This is a genomic window from Desmonostoc vinosum (genome assembly GCF_059505385.1).
Genome location: NZ_JCACKM010000070.1, coordinates 1 through 23,863 on the forward strand (window position 1 = coordinate 1; position 23,863 = coordinate 23,863).

Consider the following 23,863-nt stretch of genomic DNA (forward strand, 5'->3'; position numbering starts at 1 on the left):
ACCACTGATTTGGAGTACCGAATTCAGTGGGGGACGAGGGCGCGAATTAGTTAAAATCTCAAACCGACGCCCCCTTGGACAGAGACAGCCGTACCACCACTATCACGGTAGGCATCAAAAGCAATGATCGCGTTGCCAAAAATTACAGTATTACTATTGGGAACGACATAATCAACTCCCGGCTGTAAAGCGAAACTAATTTTGTCGCCCACAGGAGAGGAGCTACCACCACCAGCTAATACTAACCCAGCCCCTAAGTAAGCATCAGTTTGCCAGTTAAGCGGGAGGTCATAAGAAACCGTTGGTACAATAGCCGTATTCTGGCCAATTAACGCTTGAGCGCGGAAAGAAATTGGTGCTTCCAAAAGCTTGTAGCGGACAGCTATCACCCCGCCAAATTGTACACCGTCAGTAATACCCACAGTTGGCCCAATACCAACATAGCTGCCATATGCTACCTGAGCCTGTGCTGGGCGAGTGCTAACAGCTAAACTCAACACTAAGCCAGCCCCTAAAGCCGAAACCAAACAAGAAAAATACCTCATTACCCTACTCCTCACACCATTTTGTCATTTGTCATTTGTCATTGGGAATTGGGAATTAGGAATTGATTATTCTCCCCGTCCCCGCGTCCCCCCGTCTCCCCCTGCCCCCTGCCCCCTGCCCCTGCCTCATCTTACGGGCAACGGGGATGCAGACCTCCTTGAGTACAAATGTAAGCTAGTTGCTTAGTATCTAAATTTTTGGCTTGACTAAAGTCAACTCCTTCTACTACAGCAGATTTTGAACCTAAATCGGGTGTTTGTACAAATTGATCAGCTGGATCTTGCTTACTAGGAGCAATAATTGTCCCTTGAAAGTCAGTTCCTGTCAGATTCGCTCCTCGTAAGTCTGCAAGACTCAGATCAGCATTTCGCAAGTTGGCGTTCTCTAGATTAGTCGATCGCAAAGTCGCACCAGTTAAGCGAGTAGCACTCAAGTTAGCATTACTGAGATTGGCATGTTCTAAATCAGCTCCTGATAAATCTGCACCTTCCCAATCGGTTTTGATCAGGTTAGCAAACGACAATTGTGTTCCTATGGCAGTGACACGACCTAGACGCGCCGCGTAGAGGTTGGCTTCATTCAATTTAGCATCACCTAAATCAGCCCCAGTCAAGCTAGCATTTTCTAAGATTGCTCTGTGCAGATCTGCTCCTACTAACTGAGTACTGCTAAGATTAGCGCCAAATAAACGTGCATCAGCTAAATTGGCTCGATTGAGAGTGGCACGGCTCAAATCGATACCGGTCATTAAAACACGGCTGAGATTGGCATCAGTGAGATTAGCTTGCCTTAACTGGGCTTGGCTTAAATTAGCGATAACATCGTCGTAGGTATCCCAGCGTCCATCTTCACCCGCATTGCGGAAGCGACTATCTTTAAAACTAGCTTGGTTCAGATTTGCGGATCTGAATTTAATTCCGGCTAAATCAATTTTTTCTAGCACCAAGTTGAAAGAGGAGCTTTCTTTTGACCCAGAACCGCTTTGACCTAATTGGCTACGACTGAGATCTAGATCGTCAACTTTACCGCTATTGACAGCAAGAATCTTGTTAATTGTCCTTTGATTAATTTGTAATCGCTTTTGTCGTAATTCTCGCTCTGGGGGTGGGCTGTTACCCGCAGATTCCAACTCACCAGCGAGGAACTGGTTTTTCTTTTTCAACTCAGGGATAGCGTCGATCCCAACAGTTACTAAAGCTTGTTGAATTGTATCTATAAGTGCAGGGTTAGTTTCTTTTGCTAAAAGATCCGCAAGAAATTGGGTTGCTTGCAGGTCATCAATACTGCCTATAGCGAGAATCGCACTCTGGCGTTCTTCTTCGCTAGCACCAGAGTTAGGAGTTAGACGATTTTCTAATGCCAGAAACTTTTGACTGTTAACTTGCTTATTTGTTCGCTCGGTTTGCTGAGTTTGAACATAAACTTGAGTACCTACTAAAGTTGCTAACACAGCAGTCATGCTCGCTAGCCCTACTCCAAATAAAGTTAAATTCGGATTTTGCCGTATTCGTTGCCACAAGCTAGGAGACTGGATAGTTTCAGTAGCGATCGCACCTCCATCATCAGTCGCGACTTGCTGATTTTCTTCCTGCCATTCCTCTGTTTCGTTAGCTTTGGACGCCTGCTGCTTTTGTGTATCACCTAACAACGACGCTGGTAAAGGACGAGTGGCATCGATAGTATATGTACCTGCTAACAGATCGTGCAGTGCGCGACGCCCCCGCCGTGACGATAAGCCTATGCCTTCTGCCAACACCATCAGCACAGCTAAAGATGTGAACAGCCCTAAATTAGGAAAAGCAAAGCTGTAGCGCCACAGAATATAAGCAATAGAAACAGGCACAGTCCAACGACCAATTCCTTCTCGCACCACAGCAGCCCCCAAACCGGGAGATTTTCCTTGCTTGTTGACTACTCGCACACCAAACCCCCGCTTAGGAATCGTGCTACCAGTCTTAGCTAGTAAGTATAATTGCCACCATGAGAGAGTCACGGGTGCGAACAAGGCTACTGTCCACAAAAAATTAGTCGGCCATGCCACGTTACGGATACCATAGCTGACAGGTAGAGCTAAAGGCCGGGCGATCGCTCTCTCCATCACTACCAACATAGGATTAAGCGGTACCCGATTAAGATCGCTTCTGGAATTGGCGTACACTCCAATGCCAAAGGGAATTAATCCACTAGCAACCACTATTGTAATTTCAGCTGCCCAAGCGGCAAAACGCCTAGTTACCAATGGCAGTGAATTGATTTTTCCCGGTTCTTTTGAACGACTAGATTGCTCTTCACTTCTCCTCACAATTGGGGTTGTCATCGTAATAATTCCCTTTGACTTTATTTTTACGCCTTCTTGGCACAGTTAAAATAGAAGACTACTGCTTACGCTGAAAGCTGTTAGACACAAAAAATTTGTATCCAAGATACACTAACACTGCCAACAGTGCCAGACTGAGAACAGATGCCACTAGTTTAAGCACTGTTTGTAATATCGCAAACCCTACTAAGACACTTACACCCGCAACTACCAGTTTTTTAGTTGTAGATAAGCTGTTGAACATGTTTTTAAATCGTTCTACTTGCAAGTTAAAACTGGCAAAACCAGACTGAGATCTCTGTTCTTGCTCCTGTGTTTGTGGCTCAACAACGGACGAGGAACGAATTTCTGCCTCTAGATTTTGCAGGCGACGCTGCAAGTCTTCATCAGGTTGAGGATTCATCAGTTTTTTTTACCTCAGCTAGGATACTTATTAAACAACAGGCTAACTAAATTTTATTTTTGATGGTTGTCCTTGTGATTTTAGCTAATGGCTGTATATACAAAACCTTTAGAGGCAGCCCAAATGAAAAAAGAACTAGGGACTGGGGGGCTGGTATTTTTTTTACTTGACATTTAGAACTTCTTCAATCAGCCAATCAGCAGAAAATCTTACAACCGACCATGAAAAAGGTGTCTCCCTTATTTAGTACACTCTTGTATTCATATACTTGATTAAGTAAAAAATAATATATGCACAACATCCATAGGAACAAATACGGATGAAAATCGTCTAAAAATTCAGACTTATGTATATAAATATCGCTCCAGCAGCGTTTAGGAGCATTAATTAATATGAAGACGCCTAGATTATTTCAGGTTGTTCCCGCAGCTTTGGCAATGAGTTTGATTCTTGCCGAAGCCAATTGGGCACAGACACCACCCCTCAAAATCAACCCGAATTTTCAGCCAGATCCACTGATTTTGAACGGTCAGTCAGGAGGAACTGTCAAAAGTAACTGTGGGAATCTTGCTAATGTCCCAAATCAGGTGATTGAAGTTACAGAATCATTACCATATTTGCGATTAACAGTTGAAAGCAAAGGACAGCCAACACTGTTGATTGATGGGCCTGGTGGGCGTTTCTGCGTCATGGCAGATAATTACTCTAAAAGCAACCCAGAACTTTCTGGTTACTGGCAGGCAGGTAAATACTTACTCTTTGTCGGCGAATTATCTCCACAGCAGCATAGCTATACACTCTCGATTTCAAAACAAAAGCAATAGTTATTTACAGCAGATCGCAGGTTTCCCCCTGGTGACTTTGCGCTAAATCCCTATTACAAAACTTAATTACGCGCTTCGTAGCGTAAAGCCTGCGGCATAGCTTCGCTTAGAGCGACACAGGAGCGTCGCGTCATTACGAATTACCCTTCGGGTTCGGGAGTGACGCTCCTTCTCCCAAGGGGAGACGCTGACGCGAACGTCGCTAACGCTAGCGCTAACGGACTCGACGGGAACCGCCAAGACTCCGACTCCCTCACGAATTACGAATTACGAATTATTTAACTTATTCATACTTATCAACTGCCAGCTATCCAAGCTATATTGCAGTTAATCAATGATTAGGAAAAACATCTGTGTTTCCCCTCTACGACCAAAACCCAACACGAATCACCCCATATTTCACTTACGGGTTGATTGGGATGAATATTTTAGTTTTTCTTCATGAAGTGAGTCTATCCAATGAACAATTAGAGCAATTTTTTCAGCTTTATGCAGTAGTACCACGAGAATTAACCACCAATGTATCCAGTGAATGGACAACGTTATTTACGTCGCAATTTTTACACGGTGGTTGGTGGCACTTAATATCAAATATGGTGTTTCTCTGGGTATTTGGTAACAACATTGAAGACCGCTTAGGTCATTTCAAATATCTAATTTTTTATTTGGCGTGTGGTGCTTTAGCAGCTTTGTGTCAATGGTTTATTGGCAGGAACTCTGATATTCCTTCCTTAGGGGCAAGTGGTGCCATCGCCGGAGTTCTAGGTGCTTATATTATTCGCTTTCCCCATGCCAGAATTACGACCTTGCTTTTCTTAGGTTTTTTTGTGACTACAATTAACGTTCCAGCATTGGTAGTCATAGGGATTTTCTTTATTCAGAATGTCATCTCAGGTCTTGCTAGTCTGCAAGCCGCTGCTAACATGAGCGTGCAAACAGGTGGAGTAGCTTACTGGGCACACATTGGTGGTTTTGTTTTTGGAGTGATTCTCGGCCCATTGTTTGGTTTGTTTAAGCGGGACGAATGGGAATAGAAGAGAGTTAAAAGAGGATGAGGGGGATGAGTTGCCGCTTACATCTACCTCAAAGACTCACGTTAGTTTTTACTGGCACCAGCTGAGATTTCTTCAATTTCTGATGCTGATTGATCAGATACAGGAGTTTCTGCAACTGGTTCGGGTAGAGAAACTATGATATCAGCACCATTGATTACTCCTCCTAGTAACCCCAGTTCCGATTCAACTAACTGATCAACAGCCTCACCTAACATGTTTTCTTGTGTATAGTTTGGTCGTGCTACCAATACCATCCCATCGCTATAGGGTTGAATCAACAAAGGATCATTAGATAGACTGAGAGGACAGGTATCTAATATTACTAAATCATAACGTTCGCGAGCATCCTCCATGAGTCGCCGGATTTCGCTTGATTCGATAATTGCAGCAGATTGACGCACGGGGCCACAGCTAGGAAGAATGTATAAATTTTCAACATCCGGGACTAAACGAATACATTCACTCAAGCTAGCGTAATAACGTAGGGGTTCGAGAATGGCGTCGGGGTCAGGAGTTACCCCCAGAGATTCACAACGCGAAGGCGATCGCAAATCGGTTTCGATAATCAAAGTTCTTTTGCCAGCACGGGCAGAAGCTATTCCTAAGTTATAAGCACTTGCCGTCTTACCTTCTTGACTGCTGGTGCTAGTGATTAACACTACCTTCAAGTTTTTCCCACCAATTCGCCGCAAATTACTGCGGAATTTTTCATAAAACTCTAAGTAAGGTGAATCAGGAGAAAGTACTACTGGTACTGCTTCTTGATTCAAACCATCCACTGGCATTAAAGGCAATTCTCCCAGCACTGCCACTTCCCGTTGCTTGAGACTTTCGCGGATATCCTCTCTGGTTTTGAAAATACCTTCTAGCGACCCTAACAGAAATATCACACCACCACCAATTACTAAACCCAAAAAGCCACCCACACCCAGCGTTATAGGTACACTCTTCGGAGGTTTGGCATCATTAATGACCGTGGGGAGTCTGGCAATACTAAGACTACTGATAGTTTCTGCTTCTGCGGTCTTAGAATCGGTAAGCTTTGTCTGCATTTGGTCATAAACAGCTTTTTTGAGTGCTACCTCCTGTTCCAAGCGCGATCGCTCCAATTGTTTATTAGGTATCAAAGAGTACTCTTGCCGTAACCGTGCCTCTTGTTGGATTTCTTGGGCTAGTTGTTGTTGTAGTGTCTCACGTTGGGTTTGCAAAGTCACCATTTGGTTTGCTAACTCCTGACGTGCCGGGTCTAAGCTGCTTTGAGTCCGAATACCTGCAATATCACCCCGTAGTGGGGATGCTATACCAGCACCGCCTAACACCTCATTCGCCCGCTGTTGTAGTAACTCCTCTGCCGCTTGTTTCTCACGCTGTAACTGAACCATATTGGGGTGTTCTGGTCGCAAATCTTTCCTGAGAAGGGCGATTTGGGATTCAGCTTGATAAATTCGCGATCGCAAAGTAGCAATAATCGGATCAGCACTCAAAGCAGAAGACACATAAGCTTGCCCAACATTTAATCCTAACTTGCCTTCTAGACTGCGAATTTGACCATCAATTCCAGCAATAGTTAATTGAATTTGTCGTTGCAGATTTTGACTAGCAGTAACTCCATTGAGCAAACTGCCGTTTTCGGCTGCTAAAATTGCTGTGCGTTCAACGCGATCGTATTTTTCTAATCTTGCCTCGGCTATTTGTAGTTCTCGCTTCGCCTGCGGCAACCGCTCCTCAATTTTTTGAATAATTGCTTTTAATCGTCCAGTATTAATCTCACCACTTAACTGGATCATGGCTTGCATCAATACCTCCAAGACCTCTGTGGCTCGCTTCGGGTCAGTGTCTTTATATCTCAAATCAAAAATCGTAGATTCGTATTCCCCTGTCCTGGGATTTTTTTTAGGTAAAGTGAGGGCGACACTTGTACCAAGCTTTTTAGGTTTGATATTTACTTTCTCTGCGACTGCTTCAATTAACGAGTCTGAGAGCAAAACTTGCTCGTTTAGTTCCTTGCCTTGTTGTTGGATTTCACTACCAGTTGCAGAAAAAGAAACTGGCGGCCCAGTATAGGTAAGTGCGCTATCTGCAATGTAGGTAGCAGGTGGTTCTGGTTGCACAGCCACAAACGTTGACCCCGCTACAACTAAAGCAAAACTAGCTAATCCAATCCATTTATATTTATCAAAAGCAATAAGATAGCGCTTAACAATTGGTGGGGTCATGGCAAATGCATTTAGTTAGTCAATGGTCATTGGAATTCGTAATTCGTAATTCGTGAGGGAGTCGGAGTCTTGGCGGTTCCCGTCGAGTCCGTTAGCGCTAGCGTTAGCGACGTTCGCGTCAGCGTCTCCCCTTGGGAGAAGGAGCGTCACTCCCGAACCCGAAGGGTAATTCGTAATTATTTATTCTCCTCTTGCTCCTTGCCCCCTGATTTCTTTCCCCAAAGAGCTACTAATTAGACCCGCCGCCAAAGAATTCAAAGAAGCGGATAAAGCTTTGAATATTAAAAAATGGTTGAGTAATAGTACTGATAGCATTGGTAATCCTAGCGATGAGGTTACGGCCTACAACGATAACATCATTATCTTGAAGTGGTACATTTTGAGAAGCATCACCTGAGAGAGCCTTTTTAGCATCAAGTCGCCTAGTAATAGCTTTCCCTTGTTCAGGGTCGAAGCGGATGAGAGCAATGTCCCGTAGGTTAGCAGTGTCAAGATTAATACCTCCTAATGCATCTATAAACGTACTTCCATTAGGTAGTGCTTGTGTAGCAATTCCTCCAGCAGCATAATTCAAAACCCTAACTCGAATCTGCGGTATGGCTAGGGATGAACGTGCTACTAAATTGCGATCGTAACCGTCATCAGTGCCGACTTCACGACGAGGCACAACGACCGCATCTCCGTCTTGCAAGCGTAAATTAGGAATAGCACCACCATTTTGTAGCGCTGCATACAAATCTATGGTTTGTGCAACTACAGAACCATCCATCAACTTGCGACGTACTTGCACCTGTCGCAGATCTGCGGTTGATGTTGAACCACCAGCTATTAGTAAAGCATCAGCAACGCGGGGGGTTGCAGAGTTAACCGGATAAATCCCTGGTCGAAATACTTCACCGCTAATGGTTATTTGCACAGGCCGCGTTGCATTCAAAGACACTACTACAATCGGGTCTACCAAAATGCGACTCAAAGCTAAGCGGATTTTTTCTTGAGCTTCTTCCAAACTCAAGCCTTGTATAGATACAGTCCCTACTTGCGGTACTACGATGTTACCTTCAGGATTAATTACAGCTTGAAAATTAAATTCTGGACGTTGCCCTGCTAACGATAAAACTACGATTGGATCGATTACATAGCGATTTAAACCAGAGCGAATTTTGGCTTGAGCTTGTTCCAAAGTTAAACCTTGCAAGGGGACTGTGCCTAGCAGGGGCACAATAATGTTGCCTTCGGGATTAATTTGGGCTTGAAAGCTCAAATCTGGAAAGCGCTGAACTGCAACACTAACGATATCGCCTATTCCTAACTGATAAGGGCCAGGAGGACGCTGTAGCACAACTCCAATCACATCTCCTGGCCCCAAAAGATAGCGGCTAAGTTGGGGCGAAACTTGATCATTTGCAGCACTGGGTATAGTTTCAGTAGCTGGAGGAGGTGAGGGAGTTTGCCCAGGTGATTGAGTTTGCCCAGGTGATTGTCCTTGAGATGGTAGGGGTTGAGCAACAAGCTGGCTGGGTGCTGTGAAGAAAACGCCTACCTGAACACTGACAAAACAAAGGGTGCTAAATGCATGGATATGAGAATAGGTAGCTCTGAACATTTATGCAGTTAAAGCTTTGGTAAAAATCAGTCACGCCGAGTCGTTATTTTACTCTGTAAATACCTAAAATGTCTCTTAGTCTGTACTACACTGCGACTTTTTTGATCACAAATGCAGGTTTTGGCTCGAACTCTAAAATCTTAAAAACTGCTGCCATGCATCCTCCTAGAAATCGTCTAATTTTTCAATAATGAATTTGTTGCTGCCTACTCAAAAGCTATTTATCAACTTTTTGTGATGCGATCGCGCATCTACAAATTGTTTTTATTACTGCATCATACCTGAGAACCGACACCGCTCATAGAAATATCGACTCCATTCCCAATTGCCTCGATCTCTGCATCAGCCTAGCTGTAAAGTATTCTACAAAGCAGTTGCCATCAATGCAGTTTGTACGATTTCTCCAATAGACTGAGCTAGCGGCCAAGATTTTTCCACCTGCCCTAAAGGCTCTATTGGAATTACAATACTCACAGCTACCCAAGGAGTACGTTGTTTACGCCACTGTGCCAATTGATCTGATAAGAACCAATTAAAAGGTGATGTATTTCCACCATTTGGCATCGCGTACCATTGCAAAACCGCAAATGTTTGGTTTTTTGTGGAGGCACGAAAGAATCTAGCATCTACCTTAGTTTCAGCATTAGATTTGGCCCCTAAAGATTGTTTGACGATAAATTCAGCAGAACGAGATTGAGCTATGTCCCACTTGCCCCAACGCGACCTTCCCCAGCCGTTAATCTCTGTCCACTCCACTTCGGGTTGATCCATAGGCCCGTTTTGCGGTAACAAAAGTAAGATGGCTTGAGATTCTGAATCTACTTTTTTAATTACCTGCAAAGACCATTTGCGTTCACCAATTTGCTGCTGAGCTTGTTCAGTAGTTTGCCAACCAGGAAGGGTTAGTCCAGTCTTGCGTATTTGTTTCAATTCCTTGAGACTAGTAACAGGTGGCGGCTGTTTCCATTGCCATTGCCCTGTTAGGTATCCAGGAACTGCTCCTATTACCAACAGCAGTAGTAATAACACAAGTGCTGCTAACTCACTCCATTGGTTTTCCTTGAAAAACTTAGATAAGGAGATCATCAGTAAAATTTGCAATACTTAGGCAAAATTTTACTTTATCAAAAAACACTATGAGTTCAGTAATATTGACAATCTACTCTCATATTTTTCAAGTAGACAGGCTATTTTATTCATCAAAAATTTATATATCCCGAACGCAGGGTAGAAAGCTTTCTCAATCAGCAGCAGCATAATCGGGTAATGCTTTGAGTTCTGACTCAACAGCACTCAGATAGTTATGATCATTCAAAATTTGTGGTGGCAATTGCTTGGCATTCACCGCAGCCTTAACCAAATCAAGTGCTAAGATATCTTGGTTTTGGGTTTGAGAAACAAGCGCCTCTCCACTGGAAATGCCTTGCGGCTTGAGAACCCCCTGGTAAGCCAAACAAAGTAGATCTATTGGTTCAAGACGAGTGTTGATTGTATCAGAGCAATTATTGGTACTAGTACTAATAGCTATACTCGCTTGTTGAGCGATCGCTGCATCGTTAATATATTTATTATGCTCCACTGGTTGAGCGCTAGCAATTCCACTGAACAAAGCAATAGAACCAACAATTACTACAGAGTCCATCAAAATAGATAATTTCATATGTTTCTCCTCAAACCAAATTGAGTCCACAAACCACAAAAGTTAATATTATTTAGTCACTAAATATTCTTCAGACTGAGGTCAGTAATTTACGCAAAAAGTCTGATGAATCTATCCAAGCAATAGATTCGCTGTTTTCAGAAACTGTTGCTTCCTACAGTTAGCTCACCTGAACGGGTGATTTTTGTTTCACCCACTTTTGTGCTGTGTGTATCTACTGATTCTTCTTGCCGTTCCTAGCTCAATACAGTGCAAATAAATAAAGACGTAGCATTGCTACGTCTTTATTTAGTTAAGATTGGTTGAAACCCACTTTGAAAGTGGTCACTGAGCAAAGTCAAAGTGTGGGTGGCTTAGTTTTCCCCTACACCCTTTCATCGACTTGAGAGGTTGAAAAATAGTTGTTGAGCCAATTGAGCAAAGGTACTAACAACAGCAGCATACAAGCAGAGTAAAGATCACCACCCCAACCTTCATGCAGCCATTGAAAAGCAGCCTCTTGGCCTGTACCGTGAAAGAAAGTTAGTAAAGTGTTACGAACAATATTGGCGCTAACACTAATTAAGACAGCAATTGCTAAAAACCAAATACATGTGCGGCGTGAAGATAAAGCTCCTGTCCAATAAAGTAGCATGAGGCAGACATAGAGAGTGGTGAACAACATTTTCAATCCTGCACAATATGGGGCTACTTCCACAATCCGTCCCCCCACGTATAGGTTTATTTCATCAACTGTGACTTCCATACCAAACTGATTGAGAATAAAGCCAGCTGTACCAGCAATGAAACTTTGTAAGGGCAAGGTATAGGGAGCAATGAGATAAGGTACTGCTGTTGGAGTTGCCAAAAATACTAGCACTAGAGGAAATGCTTGCGATCGCAATCCTGCTATTCCCTTGAACCACAAGCATAATCCTGCAAGCATCACAGTCAATGAAAGGTTAACCCACTCTGTAACACCACTTAAATAAAATACACCCCCCAGTAACAAACAAACAGCACCCAAAGGATGGGTAATATTCGGCAAACGTTTCCACTTTTTCCGGTTCATCCAACCCAGGAAAGCGGCAAACGGTAAACCAATAATGCCATGACTAAAATATTCGTGTTCTGTACTGATATTTTTGTTTAGCCAACCATCAAACCAGTGTAGCAAGATCGGTGCATAAAGCAGCAGCAAAACCGCTGTGATAGCTATTTTTGTGATTTCTGGTACGTTTCTTTTATTGACTTGTTGCTGGAGAGCCATGATTTTAAGCTGTTTATAATCAAAAATTCACCGAAACAGTGCTGAGTAAAATAAATAATAGTTTAAATCCTCTTGAGAGAACTTAAACTATTAGTGATGCTAGTTCTATTTTTTACATCTATGTTTTTTGACTAAGCTCTTTTGGGGTTGGTTGCTGAGCGGAGTCGAAGCAAGAGTATTGAAGAAGAATCTAGCCCTCAATAAAAAGGATATGAGACCACATTTTTAAACATAGGTTCTCTGTTACCTTTGAATGATCGCAGCAGGTGATGGTATCTGTGAGTGAGAATCCATTGAGACTACACGAGCGATGGCTGCTACAACTTCTTTGACTTGGCTACTACTCAAACCAGGGTACATAGGTAGTGATAATATTTGCTTGGCCAGCTTTTCGGCTTGCGGAAAATCTCCTACTTGATAGCCTAAGTAAGTGAAAGCTGGCTGGAGATGGCAAGGAATTGGGTAATGAATCCCGGTTTGGATTCCGGCTGCTGTCAATTGCTCTTGTAATTCTTGACGTTCTAGAACACAAGTTTCATCAACTTTAATCACATAAAGATGATATACATGTCCGGTATCACTTTGATTGTCTATGGGGATAATACCAGCAGTTGCCAAGGGTGCTAGTTCCAGATCATATTGCTGGGCAATTTTTAGGCGATCGCTATTCCACTGTGGTAAATACGGTAATTTTTGGTATAAAACTGCTGCTTGCAAGGTATCCAGGCGGCTGTTAGTACCCGATTCAGTATGGAAATACTTTTGGGATGCACCGTAATTCCGCAGACGTACCATTTTCTGAGCAACATCTGGATCTGGTGTCAATAGCATCCCCCCGTCTCCAAATGCCCCTAAATTTTTACTAGGATAAAAACTAAAAGCCGCTGCTATCCCTACTGAACCAGCACAATACCCATCTCTTGTGGCTAGGTGTGCTTGTGCTGCATCTTCAAAAATTAGTAGTTTGTAGGTGTCGGCAAAGTCTAATAGCTGCCGGGATGATACCATCTGACCATAGAGATGCACTGGAATAATTGCTTTGGTGTTAGGTGTAATTACTTTTGCCGCTGCTTCTAGATCAATTAGAGCTGTTTGGGGATCGCAATCTACGAGTATTGGCTTGGCACCAGCACGTAAAACACCAATTAACGTAGCGACAAAGGTGTTAGCAGGTAAAATTACTTCATCACCAATACCAATATTACACGCTTGTAATCCCAAAGCGATCGCGTCAGTTCCTGATGCAACACCCACACCATATTTTGTTCCAGATGCTGCGGCAAATGCTGTTTCAAAATCCGAAAGTGCTTGCCCTAAAATAAAATCTCCCTTTTCTAATACTGCCTCGATTGCTTGTTGCAGTTGTGTTTGAATATATTGATGTTGCAATTTTAAATCTACAAACGGAACTTTAATAATCATTTTATTCATTACTGCTTGTCCTCAAAATTAAATCCTAAAATCCTATTTCACAAAATTTAATCTATCTTTGCCCTAGAGTAAACTTTTGCTCAGGCATTTTTATCAAAAAAATATCGTACTTTTATATTTTTTATTCGCATTTTCATGAATCGATCACAGCAAATTATTTCAACAGTAGCTAAACACCACTTTTTTTGTATGCTTTGTAAACTATTTCTAGAGATGCCTGTCTAGATAGTTTTGTTCACAAACTATCTGCGATCGCTATAGTCAATTAGTAGTATTTTCTCAAATTTTATTTGAATTTCCAGCAACCTTATAAGATAACGTTATTGAATATATTCATTGAAAAATTAGTGTATTGATAACAGCTAATCTCTATAAGTTTAAACTAATCAAAAATACCAAAACTAGTATTTTTTGAGATGGAACTAGATCAACTAACTAATATCTATAACTATGTGGAAAAATACAGCAACTAGACGATATTAGTAGCGTTAAAATACAATATATCTCTCCAAATATTTGTCATAGTCCTGAATTAAATCAGTATAATTCTTATTAGCGACTAAAGTTAACTGTTATTTAAAAAATAGCTATTGAAAATTTTCTAAATATTACTTTAAGCAAATTTATGTTGATTCTACTTAGAAAATTCTTCTCATCTTACATAATCATGACATCTCTTTATGTTGTATTCTTAACTTTATACTACCCTGGCTATATTTAAAACTAACGCTGTCTGGTGATAAAATCTAAAATAATAAAGATTACACCAGTGCTATGTATAACATTCAGTACCAGTAGCTAAAACTGGTGATAGTAAAATTATTACTTAGGGGAGAGGTAAAAAACTTTTACCTAAACTTGTTGATCACAGATGAAATTGGGGAATGCTTAACAATAGCAATTGATAACCCAAAAACAGTGGTTGTATCAATTACAGTATTGAGCAATTATCAAGGTAGCAGTGGCAATGATAGAGCCTGAAAACAAATTATTTGCCCTAAAGGATGGTTGGGCTTCTCAAGAGACAAGAGAACAACAACGCCTCAAAGCTTTGTCAGAATTAGGTCTGCGGCAACCGGAAACGATTCCAGTTTTTGAAGAAGCTACTCAAACCGCTGCTCACTTCTTGGAAGCTCCAATTTCCATTTTGGGATTTGTAGATCAAGAACGCCACTGGTTTAAGTCAGCAGTAGGTTTATCTCGGCTAGGGCTAATGAATCATTTAGCACAAAGCCGCCAACTTTTACGCCGAGAATCTTTCTGTACTCAAGTTGTAGAGAGTTTCCAAACATTTGTAATAAATGATACGCATAAGCTGACAGATCCAGTACTTGTTGGTAGCAAGTTAGTGCAAGATTATGGCATTCGCGCTTACCTGGGTGCGCCACTGATTGATGCTTCTGGGCATTGTTTAGGAGCATTGGCAGTCATGGATCTGGTGCCACGCAATTTTACAACCAGAGATCTTGAATTTTTACAAATTATCGCTCGTTGGAGTATGAGCGAATTTGAACGCAATCGGTTACTGCAAGGAAAAATAGAAACAAGCACTCCTATATTGTCGCTCAACGATGAGCGTACTCATGATCTCAGAATCACTCCAACTTCACCAGAAACAGATTCTGTTTCTACTAAACAGCTGAAGTTGGAACTTTTAGAGCAGCTGACTCAGGAGTTGCGTACACCCCTAACATCGGTACTAGGTATGGCTAGTGTTCTAGGGCGTGAAATTTATGGGCCTTTGACGACAAAACAAAGAGAATATTTAGAAATTATTCAACATAGTGGCCGTTACTTGCTTTCATTGGTAAATGAAATTACCGAACTCGGAGCAATAGACGAAAACTCAAATGTTTTAAATCTAGCCCCTATAGATATTGAAATGCTATGTCAACAAGCTATCAATACGCTAGAAGAAGCATCTCACCGTCGTGAGCAAGATATTCGCTTGTCTTTAGAACCGGGACGTAATCGCATTTGGCCTCTAGATAAAGACAAAGTGCGGCAAATTCTGTATCACCTAATTTTTAGCGTCATTCAACTTTCTGCCACAGGTAGCATTATTCGCATTCATGTCTCTTCTAAAGAAGATGTCCTGAACATTACTATCTGGGTTTCGCATCCCTGGTTGGGAGACGGTATTGCTGAAGTTGATCCCTACTTCCGTCTTAATCCCTTATCGCTGATGGAGATGACAGATGAGATAGCAACTTACAATATTCATACAGGGAGCCAACAGCAACTAGAGACTTTGGCGGTAACGGTAGACAAATCAAAAAATTTGAGTGATTCTCTCTCCAGCGTTTTTGCTGATAGTTCAGAGATAGATTTAGCTAAGCGCCAAGGGAGTGCATCTCGTGAGAGTTTAGGTCTTTTGCTCAGTTGTCAGTTAGCAGAGTTGCACGGCGGACAAATTTCAATTCAAGGTTCACCAGAATCAGGATACCGTTATGTACTTGCTTTGCCCTTGAAAGTGGCAAGTCCTTCGCAGGCAATTAGTGAAGTTTGATCAAAACTCCCATCGCTGTGTTCAAAATATTGAGTTAAAGGCTATTGATAAAAGATAGCATTATACGCAATTACCAATTTTCAATATACAATTATTATCTTTTTGTTGCTAGCCGCATTATGATTAAGTCCAAGTTATGTGCCAACATGCTAATTGAACACAGCGTTTTTTATGAATTTAGTCTGGCAAAGATTTACCTTATCGTCTTTACCATTTAGAGAATATTTTGCTACCAGTTACCTACATCGTTTTCTGGTAGGACTGTTTTCTTCCTGGCGGCAAACTAGTATCTTAATGCAGTGGGGAGACGCGATCGCAGCTGCCTTACTTAGTCTAGTTTATGCGCTTGCGCCTTTTGTTTCAACTACTTTGATCGGTTTGTTACTCATAGCTTGTATAGGATTTTGGTTGTTGTTGACTTTATCTGATGAAGCAACACCAACAGCGTCAATCACTCCTATACATTTGCTTGTATTGCTTTATTGGGCAATTGCCGCAGTCGCAACAGCGTTGTCACCAGTCAAAAAAGCAGCGCTCACAGATTTGGCAACTTTAACGCTGTATTTAATGCTGTTTGCTTTGTGCGCTAGGGTATTGCGATCGTCTCGCTTGCGATCTTGGATTATCATCCTCTACTTGCACGTATCGCTAATAGTCAGTGTATATGGATTGCGGCAATATTTTTTTGGTGCTGCACAATTGGCAACTTGGGTAGATCCTGAATCTTCTTTGTCGAAAACTGTCAGGGTTTACAGTTACTTAGGTAATCCCAACTTATTGGCTGGATATCTCATACCTGCGGTGGCTTTTAGCCTAGTAGCAATTTTGGCTTGGCAGAGTTGGCCGAAGAAAGCTTTAGCATTGACAATGTTTATTGTCAATACTGCTTGTCTAGTTTTAACTTATAGCCGTGGTGGTTGGATTGGATTAGTGGTCGCAGTTTTAGCTGCTGTGACATTACTAATTTATTGGCAAACTGTAGAAATGCCTGCTTTTTGGCGTACTTGGTCATTGCCGATTGTGTTAGGTGGTCTGATTGGAGTATTGTTACTAGCTGTGATTTTTGTCGAGCCAGTACGCCTGCGGGTATTGAGTATTTTTGCTGACCGTCAAGATAGCAGTAATAATTTTCGCCGGAATGTGTGGGATGCTGTATTTGAGATGATTCGCGATCGCCCCATTCTGGGTATTGGCCCTGGTCATAACTCATTCAACAAAGTTTATCCCCTTTACCAACGCCCTCGTTATACAGCTTTGAGTGCCTATTCGATTTTCCTAGAGGTGGCTGTAGAAACTGGGTTTATCGGTTTGGCTTGTTTTCTGTGGTTAATCATTGTCACAGTTAACACAGCTATAGTGCAAATCAACAGATTACGACACTCAAGAAGTATAGAGGGTTTCTGGTTAATAGGAGCGATCGCCACTTTGTTAGGGATGCTAACTCATGGCACTGTAGATACAGTCTGGTATCGTCCTGAAGTCAATACTCTTTGGTGGTTAATAGTTGCTTTAATTGCGAGTTACTGGAGACCTTTGAATAATCAACAGACATTAGAAGCCGACTCAAATTCATAGTCCGTTGTCAGCTACTAAATAACTAAATGATTGTTAAAGAGGAAACTCTTAACGGGCAACTTTTAATTTGAAAAGTGAACACTTTAGCAAACTTACAGTACATAGTAAGAAGTAGAAAAAACTGTTCCCTGTTCCCTTCTTAGATAAATTAATAGGTGTAGAGGAAATTTATGGATAGAATTCCTCTACACCCTTCTTTTTTGACTACTGCAAATGCCAACTGTGAATTTCTACTCTCTGTAACTAGTCGCGCCAGGAGCATTAGGATCGCGATAACGTGTTGGTTCATTGTCGCGTCTTTTGCCTGCTAAACCAGCTAAACCCAATAAACCAATCAATCCTAGCCAACCCCAATCAAAATCATTGCGCTCATTATAAGTAGTTGTTCTTGGAACTGTGTCTGTTCTTGGTTGGGTGGTTGTTTGAGCCTGCGCGGACACAGTCAAAGGCAAAATTGCCATACTCAAGGTGAGAACCCCAGTGCTAATAGCTTTGGTGAAATTGCGTTTCATGGTGAAAGTTCTTCCTCTGTTCTTAGTTATTCACCAATGTATCGAGTCTCAAGGTTAGCAAAATCAATCTCCGGCTATAGACTGAGTATTTTCTTGGCTCACGCTATGGACATACACTTTGTTTGGTGATCTTGCAATTTAGTGTTAGTGATACTCAATAACTTTTCATTGCTCGTTGCATATCGCGTTGATCTTGTCGTTTTTTCAAATCTTCTCGCTTATCGTGCAGCTTTTTACCTTTGCCAAGGGCAATACTCACCTTTACCCAGCCTCGTTTGAGATACATCTTTAAAGGAACCAAAGTTAAACCTTGCTGTTCAACCTTGCCAATTAGCTTGCGAATTTCCTGACGATGCATAAGTAGCTTGCGTGTACGGCGTGGTTCATGATTAAAATATTGCCCACTGGCGTTATAAGGGGAAATATGCACGTTAATTAACCATGCTTCGCCATCACGAATTAAAGCATAGCCATCTTGGAGATTGACTTTACCTGCACGAATCGACTTAACCTCTGTCCCTGTCAATTGAATTCCAGCTTCGTATGTCTCTAGGATTTCATACAGATAACGGGCTTGACGATTGTCGCTAATAACTTTGTAACTTTCGCTCTTGTCAGTCATTGATAATTTTGTATGCTTTAGATGTATCTCAAAAATTCTTCAGATTCACCTGTGAATCTATAGGGTATGCATTAAACCCCTAAAAATGCTTGTTCTCTACACCAAAAATCTCCATTACCCTGGTTTGTGGCAAGTTGCTACCTGTAGAAAGTTGCTCCGAACCAATACTGTTCGTAATTTTTACAACTCAGGTAGGATTACTATATTACTAATTTAGCTTTTTCTGCTTGTTAGTTGTCGATTTTAAGGCTGTTAATTGGTTACTGTTTAAATCTAGTATTTAAACTTATTAATGAGCGATTTATTTCACTTCAATAGATTATTAATTAATATAAATCAATATTTATTTACAAAAATGCGAGTGTTTACTAAATTTAATTGATGGTTTGTTACGAATTACAAAGCTCTTTATGGTATGTGGGCACAGAGAGGCGAAGGTAAGTTACACTTCGTTAAACTTCCTAAGGATTTTAAGATTTTCTTTATAAGAGAGATTCTTAGGCAGTCATTAGCTGGTAATCCTGTCATAGTATGAAACATAAGAACACTATTCTTGCTTGTGTTCATTGATAGCGCTCAGAAAAGCAAATTTATTAGTAAAAAAAATGCTAGGGGTGTACTGTCCATGCCCTTGACGATCCTTGTGGTGGATGACGATCTGGGCACTCGTTTGTCTATTAGCGATTATCTTGAACTGTCTGGCTACTGTGTGATTACGGCTAACGACGGTCAGGAAGCTCTGGTTTTGGTGGATGAGTACCACCCTGATTTAATTGTTACGGATATTGTCATGCCACAGATGAACGGCTATGAACTGGTGCGTCGAGTGCGTCAACAACCAGCGTTTCGTTTATTGCCTGTGATCTTGTTAACAGCGCGGACTAAGACTCAAGAAAGAATTCTAGGCTATCAGTCAGGATGCGATTTATACTTACCTAAGCCTTTTGAACTGGAAGAGTTAGCAGCAGCAATTCGTAATCTTCTGGAGCGATCGCAAATTATTCAATCTGAGTACCGTTTTTCGCATAAAGAAGATTTAGGCATTTCCACTTCAACAGCAGTGGATATACCTAATTCTTTATCCACGCAAATTCAAAAATCCCAACAGTTTTCATCTCTAACTCATCGGGAACAGCAAGTGTTAGAACTATTGACTCATGGACTTTCTAATGCCGAAATGGGTCATCAGCTCCACCTGAGTCCTCGAACAGTGGAAAAATACGTTAGTAGTTTATTGAGAAAAACTTCAACCAACAATCGAGCGGAATTAGTACGTTTTGCAATTAAGCATGGTCTGGTAGATTAATACTGTAGAGATGCTTTAAACAAAGCGTCTTTTAGTTTGTATAAACTAAAAATTGCTGTATGTAAATTCTTGCTAGTTTAGGCTATTTATTGTTGGTTAATCACATATGTGAGCAGACCTTCACAAGCATCGACGAGTAAATCAATTACTTGATTAAATCCATCTGGGCCACCGTAATAAGGGTCTGGAACTTCTTTGAGAGTGTGCCGAGAGCAAAACTCACACATCAAACGTACTTTGTGATCATAAATCTCTGTGCGAGCAACAGAGAGAATATCCTCATAATTGGCTCGATCCATCGCTAAAATTAAATCAAAGTCTTGAAAGTCTTGCTGGTGGAATTGGCGAGCTTGACCATGCAGTTTAATTCCCAGCTTTGTAGCCGCCGCCGCACTCATACGACGATCTGGTGAGCTACCAATGTGATAACTGGATGTTCCAGCAGAGTCACAAATGATGCGATCGCTCCACCCAGCCTGCTCAATTAAATAATTCATGATATTTTCTGCCGATGGCGATCGGCAGATGTTTCCCAAACAGACAAATAGTAGCTTGTAGGGCATAAGTATTCTTTGTCCTTTGTCATTAGTCATGAGTCCACAGTATTAACTAAGGACTAATGACCAATGACCAATGACGATTGACTAAAATCCCGGAAGCTCAAGTCCACTGGTTAATTCTTCCATGCGTTCGCGCATTGTAGTCGTGGACTTATTGTAAGCGTCTTTCATTGCTACTGTTATGAGATCGGAAAGTACTTCTGCACCTTCTGCTAAAGCATTTGGAGAAATTTCTACTCGTTTGGGTTCTTGGTTGCCGCTGACAATCACCTTAACTAGACCACCGCCAGACTCTCCTTGAATCTCCATTTGCTCCAATTCTTCTTGGAGTCGCTTTGCACCTTCTTGAACTTGCTGCGCTTTTTTGAAAGCTTCAGCCAATTCTTTCATTTTCCCTAAGCCAAAGCCAAATCCCTGTCCTTTTCCTGTCATAATCGATTGTCCGCGTGTGGGTTGAATTACAAATCAAATTCAATTATAGATGCGGTGGGTAATTTGCCTATTTTTTTACAATAATTAATACAGTGGTTGGGTACTGGGGATTGGGTATTAAGGATGGCTCTACAAGAGCTAGTCACATAGTTGAGTTTACTGGCTTAAACAAACTAGCGCTCAGTAGTTATTTGTTAGTTGTGATTTGTCACTGGTTAGTACTGGCAAGTAGTTATTTTTTGTTCGCCCTGGTGTTCTCCTAATCCCCAATACCCATTCTCTATCCACATGCTGCCTGAAACTCACCAATCATTTTGACTTCTGGCTCTAACAAAATAGACCAACGCTCTTGTACTTGGTGTTGGATATGACGAATTAGACAGAATATGTCACTAGCTTTGGCTCCGCCACGATTGACGATGAAATTGGCGTGGAGTTGGGCCACTTGTGCCCCACCGATTTGGTATCCTTTCAGACCAGTTTGTTCAATTAACCAGCCAGCAGCGTAAGGTTTAGGATTGCGAAACACGCTACCACAACTGGGAAAGTTATAAGGTTGAGTGGTTAGTCGATGTTTTTTGTGTTGCTTGGTGAGGGCTACAACTTGTGCTGGATCAGCGCCTGGTTTGAGTTGCAAGGTGGCTTGGGTGACTATGTAATCGCTACCTTGGAGTAATGAAGTCCGATAGCTATAACCTAACTGTTCAGGGGTGAGAGTTTTTAATGTACCATCGCTTAAAAGTACTTGGGCGCTAACTAGCATATCTGCAATACAGCTATTATGTGCCCCAGCATTCATCACAACAGCACCACCAGCGGTTCCAGGAATACCAACAGCCCATTCCAAACCTTGCCAACCCAGTTCTGCTGCTGACCATGCTATGCTAGGAATTGATTCGCCAGCTGCAACTGTTAATTGACCTGTTTGTGGATCAAAATAACTGTAGCGTAAGTGCCGAGTGGCAATAATTAAGCCCGGTAAACCGCGATCGCTCACTAACAAATTAGAACCTGCTCCCAAGATTGTTACTGGTAAATCGCGCTCCTTTGCATACTTAATACTTGCTTGCATTGCTTCTAAGTTTCGAGGAGCAACGTACCACTGGGCTGCTCCACCAACCCTATAGGATGTAAATGCTGATAAGGATGCTTGAGACTTAATTATACAATCAGTACCGGGTAAGAGAATCGTCCCACTCTCAATCGAATTAGTTGTTTCTTGTTTCTTTGTGTTCAAGGCAGATATTGTGCAGGCTTTTGTAGCTGCCTGGGAAATTGTCATTTTTAGTTTAATTTGTGAAACTTTACATTTTTTAACGGTAAAAATGCGGCAATCGCGTGAATCAGTGGAATTTTACCAGAAGAACGCTTTACCCAGAAATGAAACCTCGCCAAAGACATTTAAGATGTGGCTTTAGCTGGTTCGCGGAGTGTGGCGATTACTTCCGGAATTATCTGATTTAAGTTTCCCGCACCTAAAAATAGCGCTAGATCTCCGGGGCGCAGCGTTTGCAGTAAAAACTGACGCACAGAAGGTAAAGTTGGTTGATAAACCACTTGCGGGTGATATTTAGCAACTGCTGCTGCTAACTGTTCGCCGCTGACTTGCCCTAAATTTGGTTCGCCTGCACTGTAAATATCAGTCAGTACAACTAAATCAGCATGAGTAAAGGACTGAGCGAATTCTTCTAAAAAGGTAAGTGTACGGCTATAGCGATGGGGTTGGAAGATCGCAACCACTTTTTGATTTGGTCTTGCTTGGAGGCGTGCTGCGGCGAGAGTAGCGCGGATCTCACTGGGATGATGGGCATAGTCATCAATGAAGGTAGTGCCAGCGACTTCACCCCGGAACTCAAAGCGACGTCTTGCGCCTTCAAAGGTGGCAATTCCTTTGGCAATTTCTCCAAATTCTAGACCCAAGGCTCTGCCAACGGCTACTGCTGCTAGAGCATTGCTGAGATTGTGCCGACTGAGTAGTCGCAATTTCAGCACACCCAAGGCTTTGCCTCGTTCCCAAACAAGAGCTGTGGTGCCATCAGCACGATAATCAATATTAGTGACAGTGTAGTCAGCGTCGGTATCTGAGTGTAAGCTGTAGCTGATTGTTGGTTGTAGGCGATCGCGTACCGTCGCACAGTCAATACTACCGACCAAAGTTTTACAGCCTTTGGCGAATTTTTGGAAGATGTCAACCACTTCCTCTAGTGTATCGTAATGGTCGGGATGATCTAGTTCAATATTGGTAACAATACCAATTTCGGGAGCGTGCTTGACTAAAGAGCCGTCTGATTCATCTGCTTCGGCTACTAAATATCGGCTTTGACCTAGCCTAGCATTACCTTCCCAAGCATTTACTTCACCACCTACTAGAATTGTTGGGTCTAAACCTGCTTGCAAAAGCATGTAGCCAATCATGCAACTTGTGGTAGTTTTGCCATGAGTTCCTGCAACTGCAATACTGTGATAATCGGCAATCAATGCTGCTAGCAGATCCGAACGATGGAAAATTTGGCAGCCTAAATCTAAAGCGGCTTTGTATTCCAAATTACTTGTATTGATTGCTGTCGAACAAATTACTTGAGGTAGTTTTGCCGATGTTGTAGCAGGTAATTCTTGTTGAATGTTTAATCCTAGTTCCTTAGTCTTTGGTTGCGAGTCAAAGAATTCAAAATTGCTAGCTTCTTGTTTAGCAAATATATGAGCGCCGATGGATTCCAAATGTCGAGTAATATGGTTAGGACGAATATCTGAACCGGAAACTGGTAGATGACGTTTCACTAGTAGATAAGCCAGAGCGGACATACCTATACCGCCGATCCCGATGAAATGAAATGGTTTACCGCTAAAATCTACAGAATTACTCATTTATTACTCCTCTTGCACCACACCACACCATAAATCACAAATAACACGCGTATCATAACAGGAATTTGATTTTTACCGTAACTGTTTATGCATCTTTTGCACGTCTGATGTTTGGTTGATTTTTTTGTTTTGCTTTAGCAGGGTCAAAATGATTTTACCTTTGTTGGAGGTTTTTGCT

Annotated in this window: 20 protein-coding genes; 5 read left to right on the top strand and 15 right to left on the bottom strand. The window is 41.8% G+C overall.

Translation table 11 applies throughout. The features are described from left to right. Positions 1–50: 50 nt before the first annotated feature. From AC5JMF_RS12300 to AC5JMF_RS12310, 3 genes are all read right to left on the bottom strand, one after another. A complete protein-coding gene (locus tag AC5JMF_RS12300) occupies positions 51–545 on the bottom strand; it encodes a hypothetical protein (RefSeq protein ID WP_495796001.1) in 495 nt (164 codons plus the stop codon). A 131-nt stretch (positions 546–676) separates the two neighbouring features. Beyond that, on the bottom strand, positions 677–2,863 hold the full coding sequence (locus tag AC5JMF_RS12305) for a pentapeptide repeat-containing protein (RefSeq protein ID WP_495796002.1): 2,187 nt from the start codon (positions 2,861–2,863) through the stop codon (positions 677–679). 58 nt (positions 2,864–2,921) lie between these two features. Continuing rightward, entirely contained in the window at positions 2,922–3,266 is a 345-nt protein-coding gene (locus AC5JMF_RS12310) for a hypothetical protein (protein ID WP_495796003.1), read from the bottom strand. A gap of 392 nt (positions 3,267–3,658) precedes the next feature. Here AC5JMF_RS12310 and AC5JMF_RS12315 point away from each other — a divergent pair, with 392 nt between their 5' ends. After that, entirely contained in the window at positions 3,659–4,090 is a 432-nt protein-coding gene (locus tag AC5JMF_RS12315; protein WP_495796004.1) for a hypothetical protein, read from the top strand. A gap of 353 nt (positions 4,091–4,443) precedes the next feature. Continuing rightward, a complete protein-coding gene (locus AC5JMF_RS12320; protein WP_495796005.1) occupies positions 4,444–5,124 on the top strand; it encodes a rhomboid family intramembrane serine protease in 681 nt (226 codons plus the stop codon). Positions 5,125–5,186: 62 nt separating this feature from the next. Here the strand turns inward: AC5JMF_RS12320 and AC5JMF_RS12325 are convergent, their stop codons facing one another. From AC5JMF_RS12325 to AC5JMF_RS12350, 6 genes are all read right to left on the bottom strand, one after another. After that, positions 5,187–7,361 carry a GumC family protein gene (locus AC5JMF_RS12325; protein ID WP_495796006.1) on the bottom strand — a complete coding sequence of 725 codons (2,175 nt, stop codon included), beginning with the start codon at positions 7,359–7,361 and terminating at the stop codon, positions 5,187–5,189. A gap of 229 nt (positions 7,362–7,590) precedes the next feature. Further along, positions 7,591–8,964 (bottom strand): polysaccharide biosynthesis/export family protein, encoded by a 1,374-nt coding sequence (locus AC5JMF_RS12330; protein WP_495796007.1) that lies wholly within the window; start codon positions 8,962–8,964, stop codon positions 7,591–7,593. Positions 8,965–9,327: 363 nt separating this feature from the next. After that, a complete protein-coding gene (locus AC5JMF_RS12335; RefSeq protein WP_495796008.1) occupies positions 9,328–10,050 on the bottom strand; it encodes a cyanoexosortase B system-associated protein in 723 nt (240 codons plus the stop codon). A 154-nt stretch (positions 10,051–10,204) separates the two neighbouring features. After that, complete coding sequence (locus tag AC5JMF_RS12340; RefSeq protein WP_495796009.1) at positions 10,205–10,624, bottom strand: hypothetical protein; 420 nt, start codon at positions 10,622–10,624, stop codon at positions 10,205–10,207. A 364-nt stretch (positions 10,625–10,988) separates the two neighbouring features. Next, positions 10,989–11,873 carry a cyanoexosortase B gene (gene crtB / locus AC5JMF_RS12345; RefSeq protein WP_495796010.1) on the bottom strand — a complete coding sequence of 295 codons (885 nt, stop codon included), beginning with the start codon at positions 11,871–11,873 and terminating at the stop codon, positions 10,989–10,991. A 243-nt stretch (positions 11,874–12,116) separates the two neighbouring features. Beyond that, a complete protein-coding gene (locus tag AC5JMF_RS12350; protein ID WP_495796030.1) occupies positions 12,117–13,295 on the bottom strand; it encodes a DegT/DnrJ/EryC1/StrS family aminotransferase in 1,179 nt (392 codons plus the stop codon). 976 nt (positions 13,296–14,271) lie between these two features. On the opposite strand from AC5JMF_RS12350, the gene AC5JMF_RS12355 reads away from it, so the two are divergent. Together AC5JMF_RS12355 and AC5JMF_RS12360 are read left to right on the top strand one after the other, a co-directional pair. Next, positions 14,272–15,813 (top strand): GAF domain-containing sensor histidine kinase, encoded by a 1,542-nt coding sequence (locus AC5JMF_RS12355; RefSeq protein ID WP_495796011.1) that lies wholly within the window; start codon positions 14,272–14,274, stop codon positions 15,811–15,813. Between the two features lie 171 nt (positions 15,814–15,984). Then, a complete protein-coding gene (locus AC5JMF_RS12360) occupies positions 15,985–17,388 on the top strand; it encodes an IctB family putative bicarbonate transporter (protein WP_495796012.1) in 1,404 nt (467 codons plus the stop codon). A 230-nt stretch (positions 17,389–17,618) separates the two neighbouring features. On the opposite strand, the gene AC5JMF_RS12365 is transcribed toward AC5JMF_RS12360, so the two are convergent. Together AC5JMF_RS12365 and smpB are read right to left on the bottom strand one after the other, a co-directional pair. After that, positions 17,619–17,900: a WGxxGxxG family protein gene (locus AC5JMF_RS12365; protein ID WP_495796013.1), complete on the bottom strand. Its 282-nt coding sequence runs from the start codon at positions 17,898–17,900 to the stop codon at positions 17,619–17,621. Positions 17,901–18,054: 154 nt separating this feature from the next. Next, positions 18,055–18,522, bottom strand: a complete 468-nt coding sequence (smpB, locus tag AC5JMF_RS12370; RefSeq protein WP_495796014.1) for an SsrA-binding protein SmpB — start codon at positions 18,520–18,522, stop codon at positions 18,055–18,057. A gap of 625 nt (positions 18,523–19,147) precedes the next feature. On the opposite strand from smpB, the gene AC5JMF_RS12375 reads away from it, so the two are divergent. Continuing rightward, complete coding sequence (locus tag AC5JMF_RS12375; protein WP_495796015.1) at positions 19,148–19,828, top strand: response regulator transcription factor; 681 nt, start codon at positions 19,148–19,150, stop codon at positions 19,826–19,828. 86 nt (positions 19,829–19,914) lie between these two features. On the opposite strand, the gene AC5JMF_RS12380 is transcribed toward AC5JMF_RS12375, so the two are convergent. The 4 genes from AC5JMF_RS12380 to murC form a co-directional block, all read right to left on the bottom strand. Continuing rightward, positions 19,915–20,391, bottom strand: a complete 477-nt coding sequence (locus AC5JMF_RS12380) for a low molecular weight protein-tyrosine-phosphatase (RefSeq protein ID WP_495796031.1) — start codon at positions 20,389–20,391, stop codon at positions 19,915–19,917. An 81-nt stretch (positions 20,392–20,472) separates the two neighbouring features. Then, positions 20,473–20,820: a YbaB/EbfC family nucleoid-associated protein gene (locus AC5JMF_RS12385; RefSeq protein ID WP_495796016.1), complete on the bottom strand. Its 348-nt coding sequence runs from the start codon at positions 20,818–20,820 to the stop codon at positions 20,473–20,475. A 280-nt stretch (positions 20,821–21,100) separates the two neighbouring features. After that, positions 21,101–22,102, bottom strand: a complete 1,002-nt coding sequence (gene murB, locus AC5JMF_RS12390; RefSeq protein WP_495796017.1) for a UDP-N-acetylmuramate dehydrogenase — start codon at positions 22,100–22,102, stop codon at positions 21,101–21,103. Between the two features lie 119 nt (positions 22,103–22,221). Next, on the bottom strand, positions 22,222–23,685 hold the full coding sequence (murC, locus tag AC5JMF_RS12395; protein WP_495796018.1) for a UDP-N-acetylmuramate--L-alanine ligase: 1,464 nt from the start codon (positions 23,683–23,685) through the stop codon (positions 22,222–22,224). Positions 23,686–23,863: the final 178 nt, after the last annotated feature.

Excerpts from the sequence above, each read along its gene's own strand:
- AC5JMF_RS12360 (WP_495796012.1), top strand. The coding sequence starts at position 15,985 with ATGAATTTAGTCTGGCAAAGATTTACCTTATCGTCTTTACCATTTAGA.
- AC5JMF_RS12380 (WP_495796031.1), bottom strand. The coding sequence starts at position 20,391 with ATGCCCTACAAGCTACTATTTGTCTGTTTGGGAAACATCTGCCGATCG.
- AC5JMF_RS12310 (WP_495796003.1), bottom strand. The coding sequence starts at position 3,266 with ATGAATCCTCAACCTGATGAAGACTTGCAGCGTCGCCTGCAAAATCTA.
- AC5JMF_RS12350 (WP_495796030.1), bottom strand. The coding sequence starts at position 13,295 with ATGATTATTAAAGTTCCGTTTGTAGATTTAAAATTGCAACATCAATAT.
- AC5JMF_RS12385 (WP_495796016.1), bottom strand. The coding sequence starts at position 20,820 with ATGACAGGAAAAGGACAGGGATTTGGCTTTGGCTTAGGGAAAATGAAA.
- AC5JMF_RS12340 (WP_495796009.1), bottom strand. The coding sequence starts at position 10,624 with ATGAAATTATCTATTTTGATGGACTCTGTAGTAATTGTTGGTTCTATT.
- AC5JMF_RS12365 (WP_495796013.1), bottom strand. The coding sequence starts at position 17,900 with ATGAAACGCAATTTCACCAAAGCTATTAGCACTGGGGTTCTCACCTTG.
- smpB (WP_495796014.1), bottom strand. The coding sequence starts at position 18,522 with ATGACTGACAAGAGCGAAAGTTACAAAGTTATTAGCGACAATCGTCAA.
- AC5JMF_RS12330 (WP_495796007.1), bottom strand. The coding sequence starts at position 8,964 with ATGTTCAGAGCTACCTATTCTCATATCCATGCATTTAGCACCCTTTGT.
- AC5JMF_RS12335 (WP_495796008.1), bottom strand. The coding sequence starts at position 10,050 with ATGATCTCCTTATCTAAGTTTTTCAAGGAAAACCAATGGAGTGAGTTA.
- AC5JMF_RS12315 (WP_495796004.1), top strand. The coding sequence starts at position 3,659 with ATGAAGACGCCTAGATTATTTCAGGTTGTTCCCGCAGCTTTGGCAATG.
- AC5JMF_RS12305 (WP_495796002.1), bottom strand. The coding sequence starts at position 2,863 with ATGACAACCCCAATTGTGAGGAGAAGTGAAGAGCAATCTAGTCGTTCA.
- murC (WP_495796018.1), bottom strand. The coding sequence starts at position 23,685 with ATGAGTAATTCTGTAGATTTTAGCGGTAAACCATTTCATTTCATCGGG.
- AC5JMF_RS12375 (WP_495796015.1), top strand. The coding sequence starts at position 19,148 with ATGCCCTTGACGATCCTTGTGGTGGATGACGATCTGGGCACTCGTTTG.
- AC5JMF_RS12300 (WP_495796001.1), bottom strand. The coding sequence starts at position 545 with ATGAGGTATTTTTCTTGTTTGGTTTCGGCTTTAGGGGCTGGCTTAGTG.
- murB (WP_495796017.1), bottom strand. The coding sequence starts at position 22,102 with ATGACAATTTCCCAGGCAGCTACAAAAGCCTGCACAATATCTGCCTTG.
- crtB (WP_495796010.1), bottom strand. The coding sequence starts at position 11,873 with ATGGCTCTCCAGCAACAAGTCAATAAAAGAAACGTACCAGAAATCACA.
- AC5JMF_RS12355 (WP_495796011.1), top strand. The coding sequence starts at position 14,272 with ATGATAGAGCCTGAAAACAAATTATTTGCCCTAAAGGATGGTTGGGCT.
- AC5JMF_RS12325 (WP_495796006.1), bottom strand. The coding sequence starts at position 7,361 with ATGACCCCACCAATTGTTAAGCGCTATCTTATTGCTTTTGATAAATAT.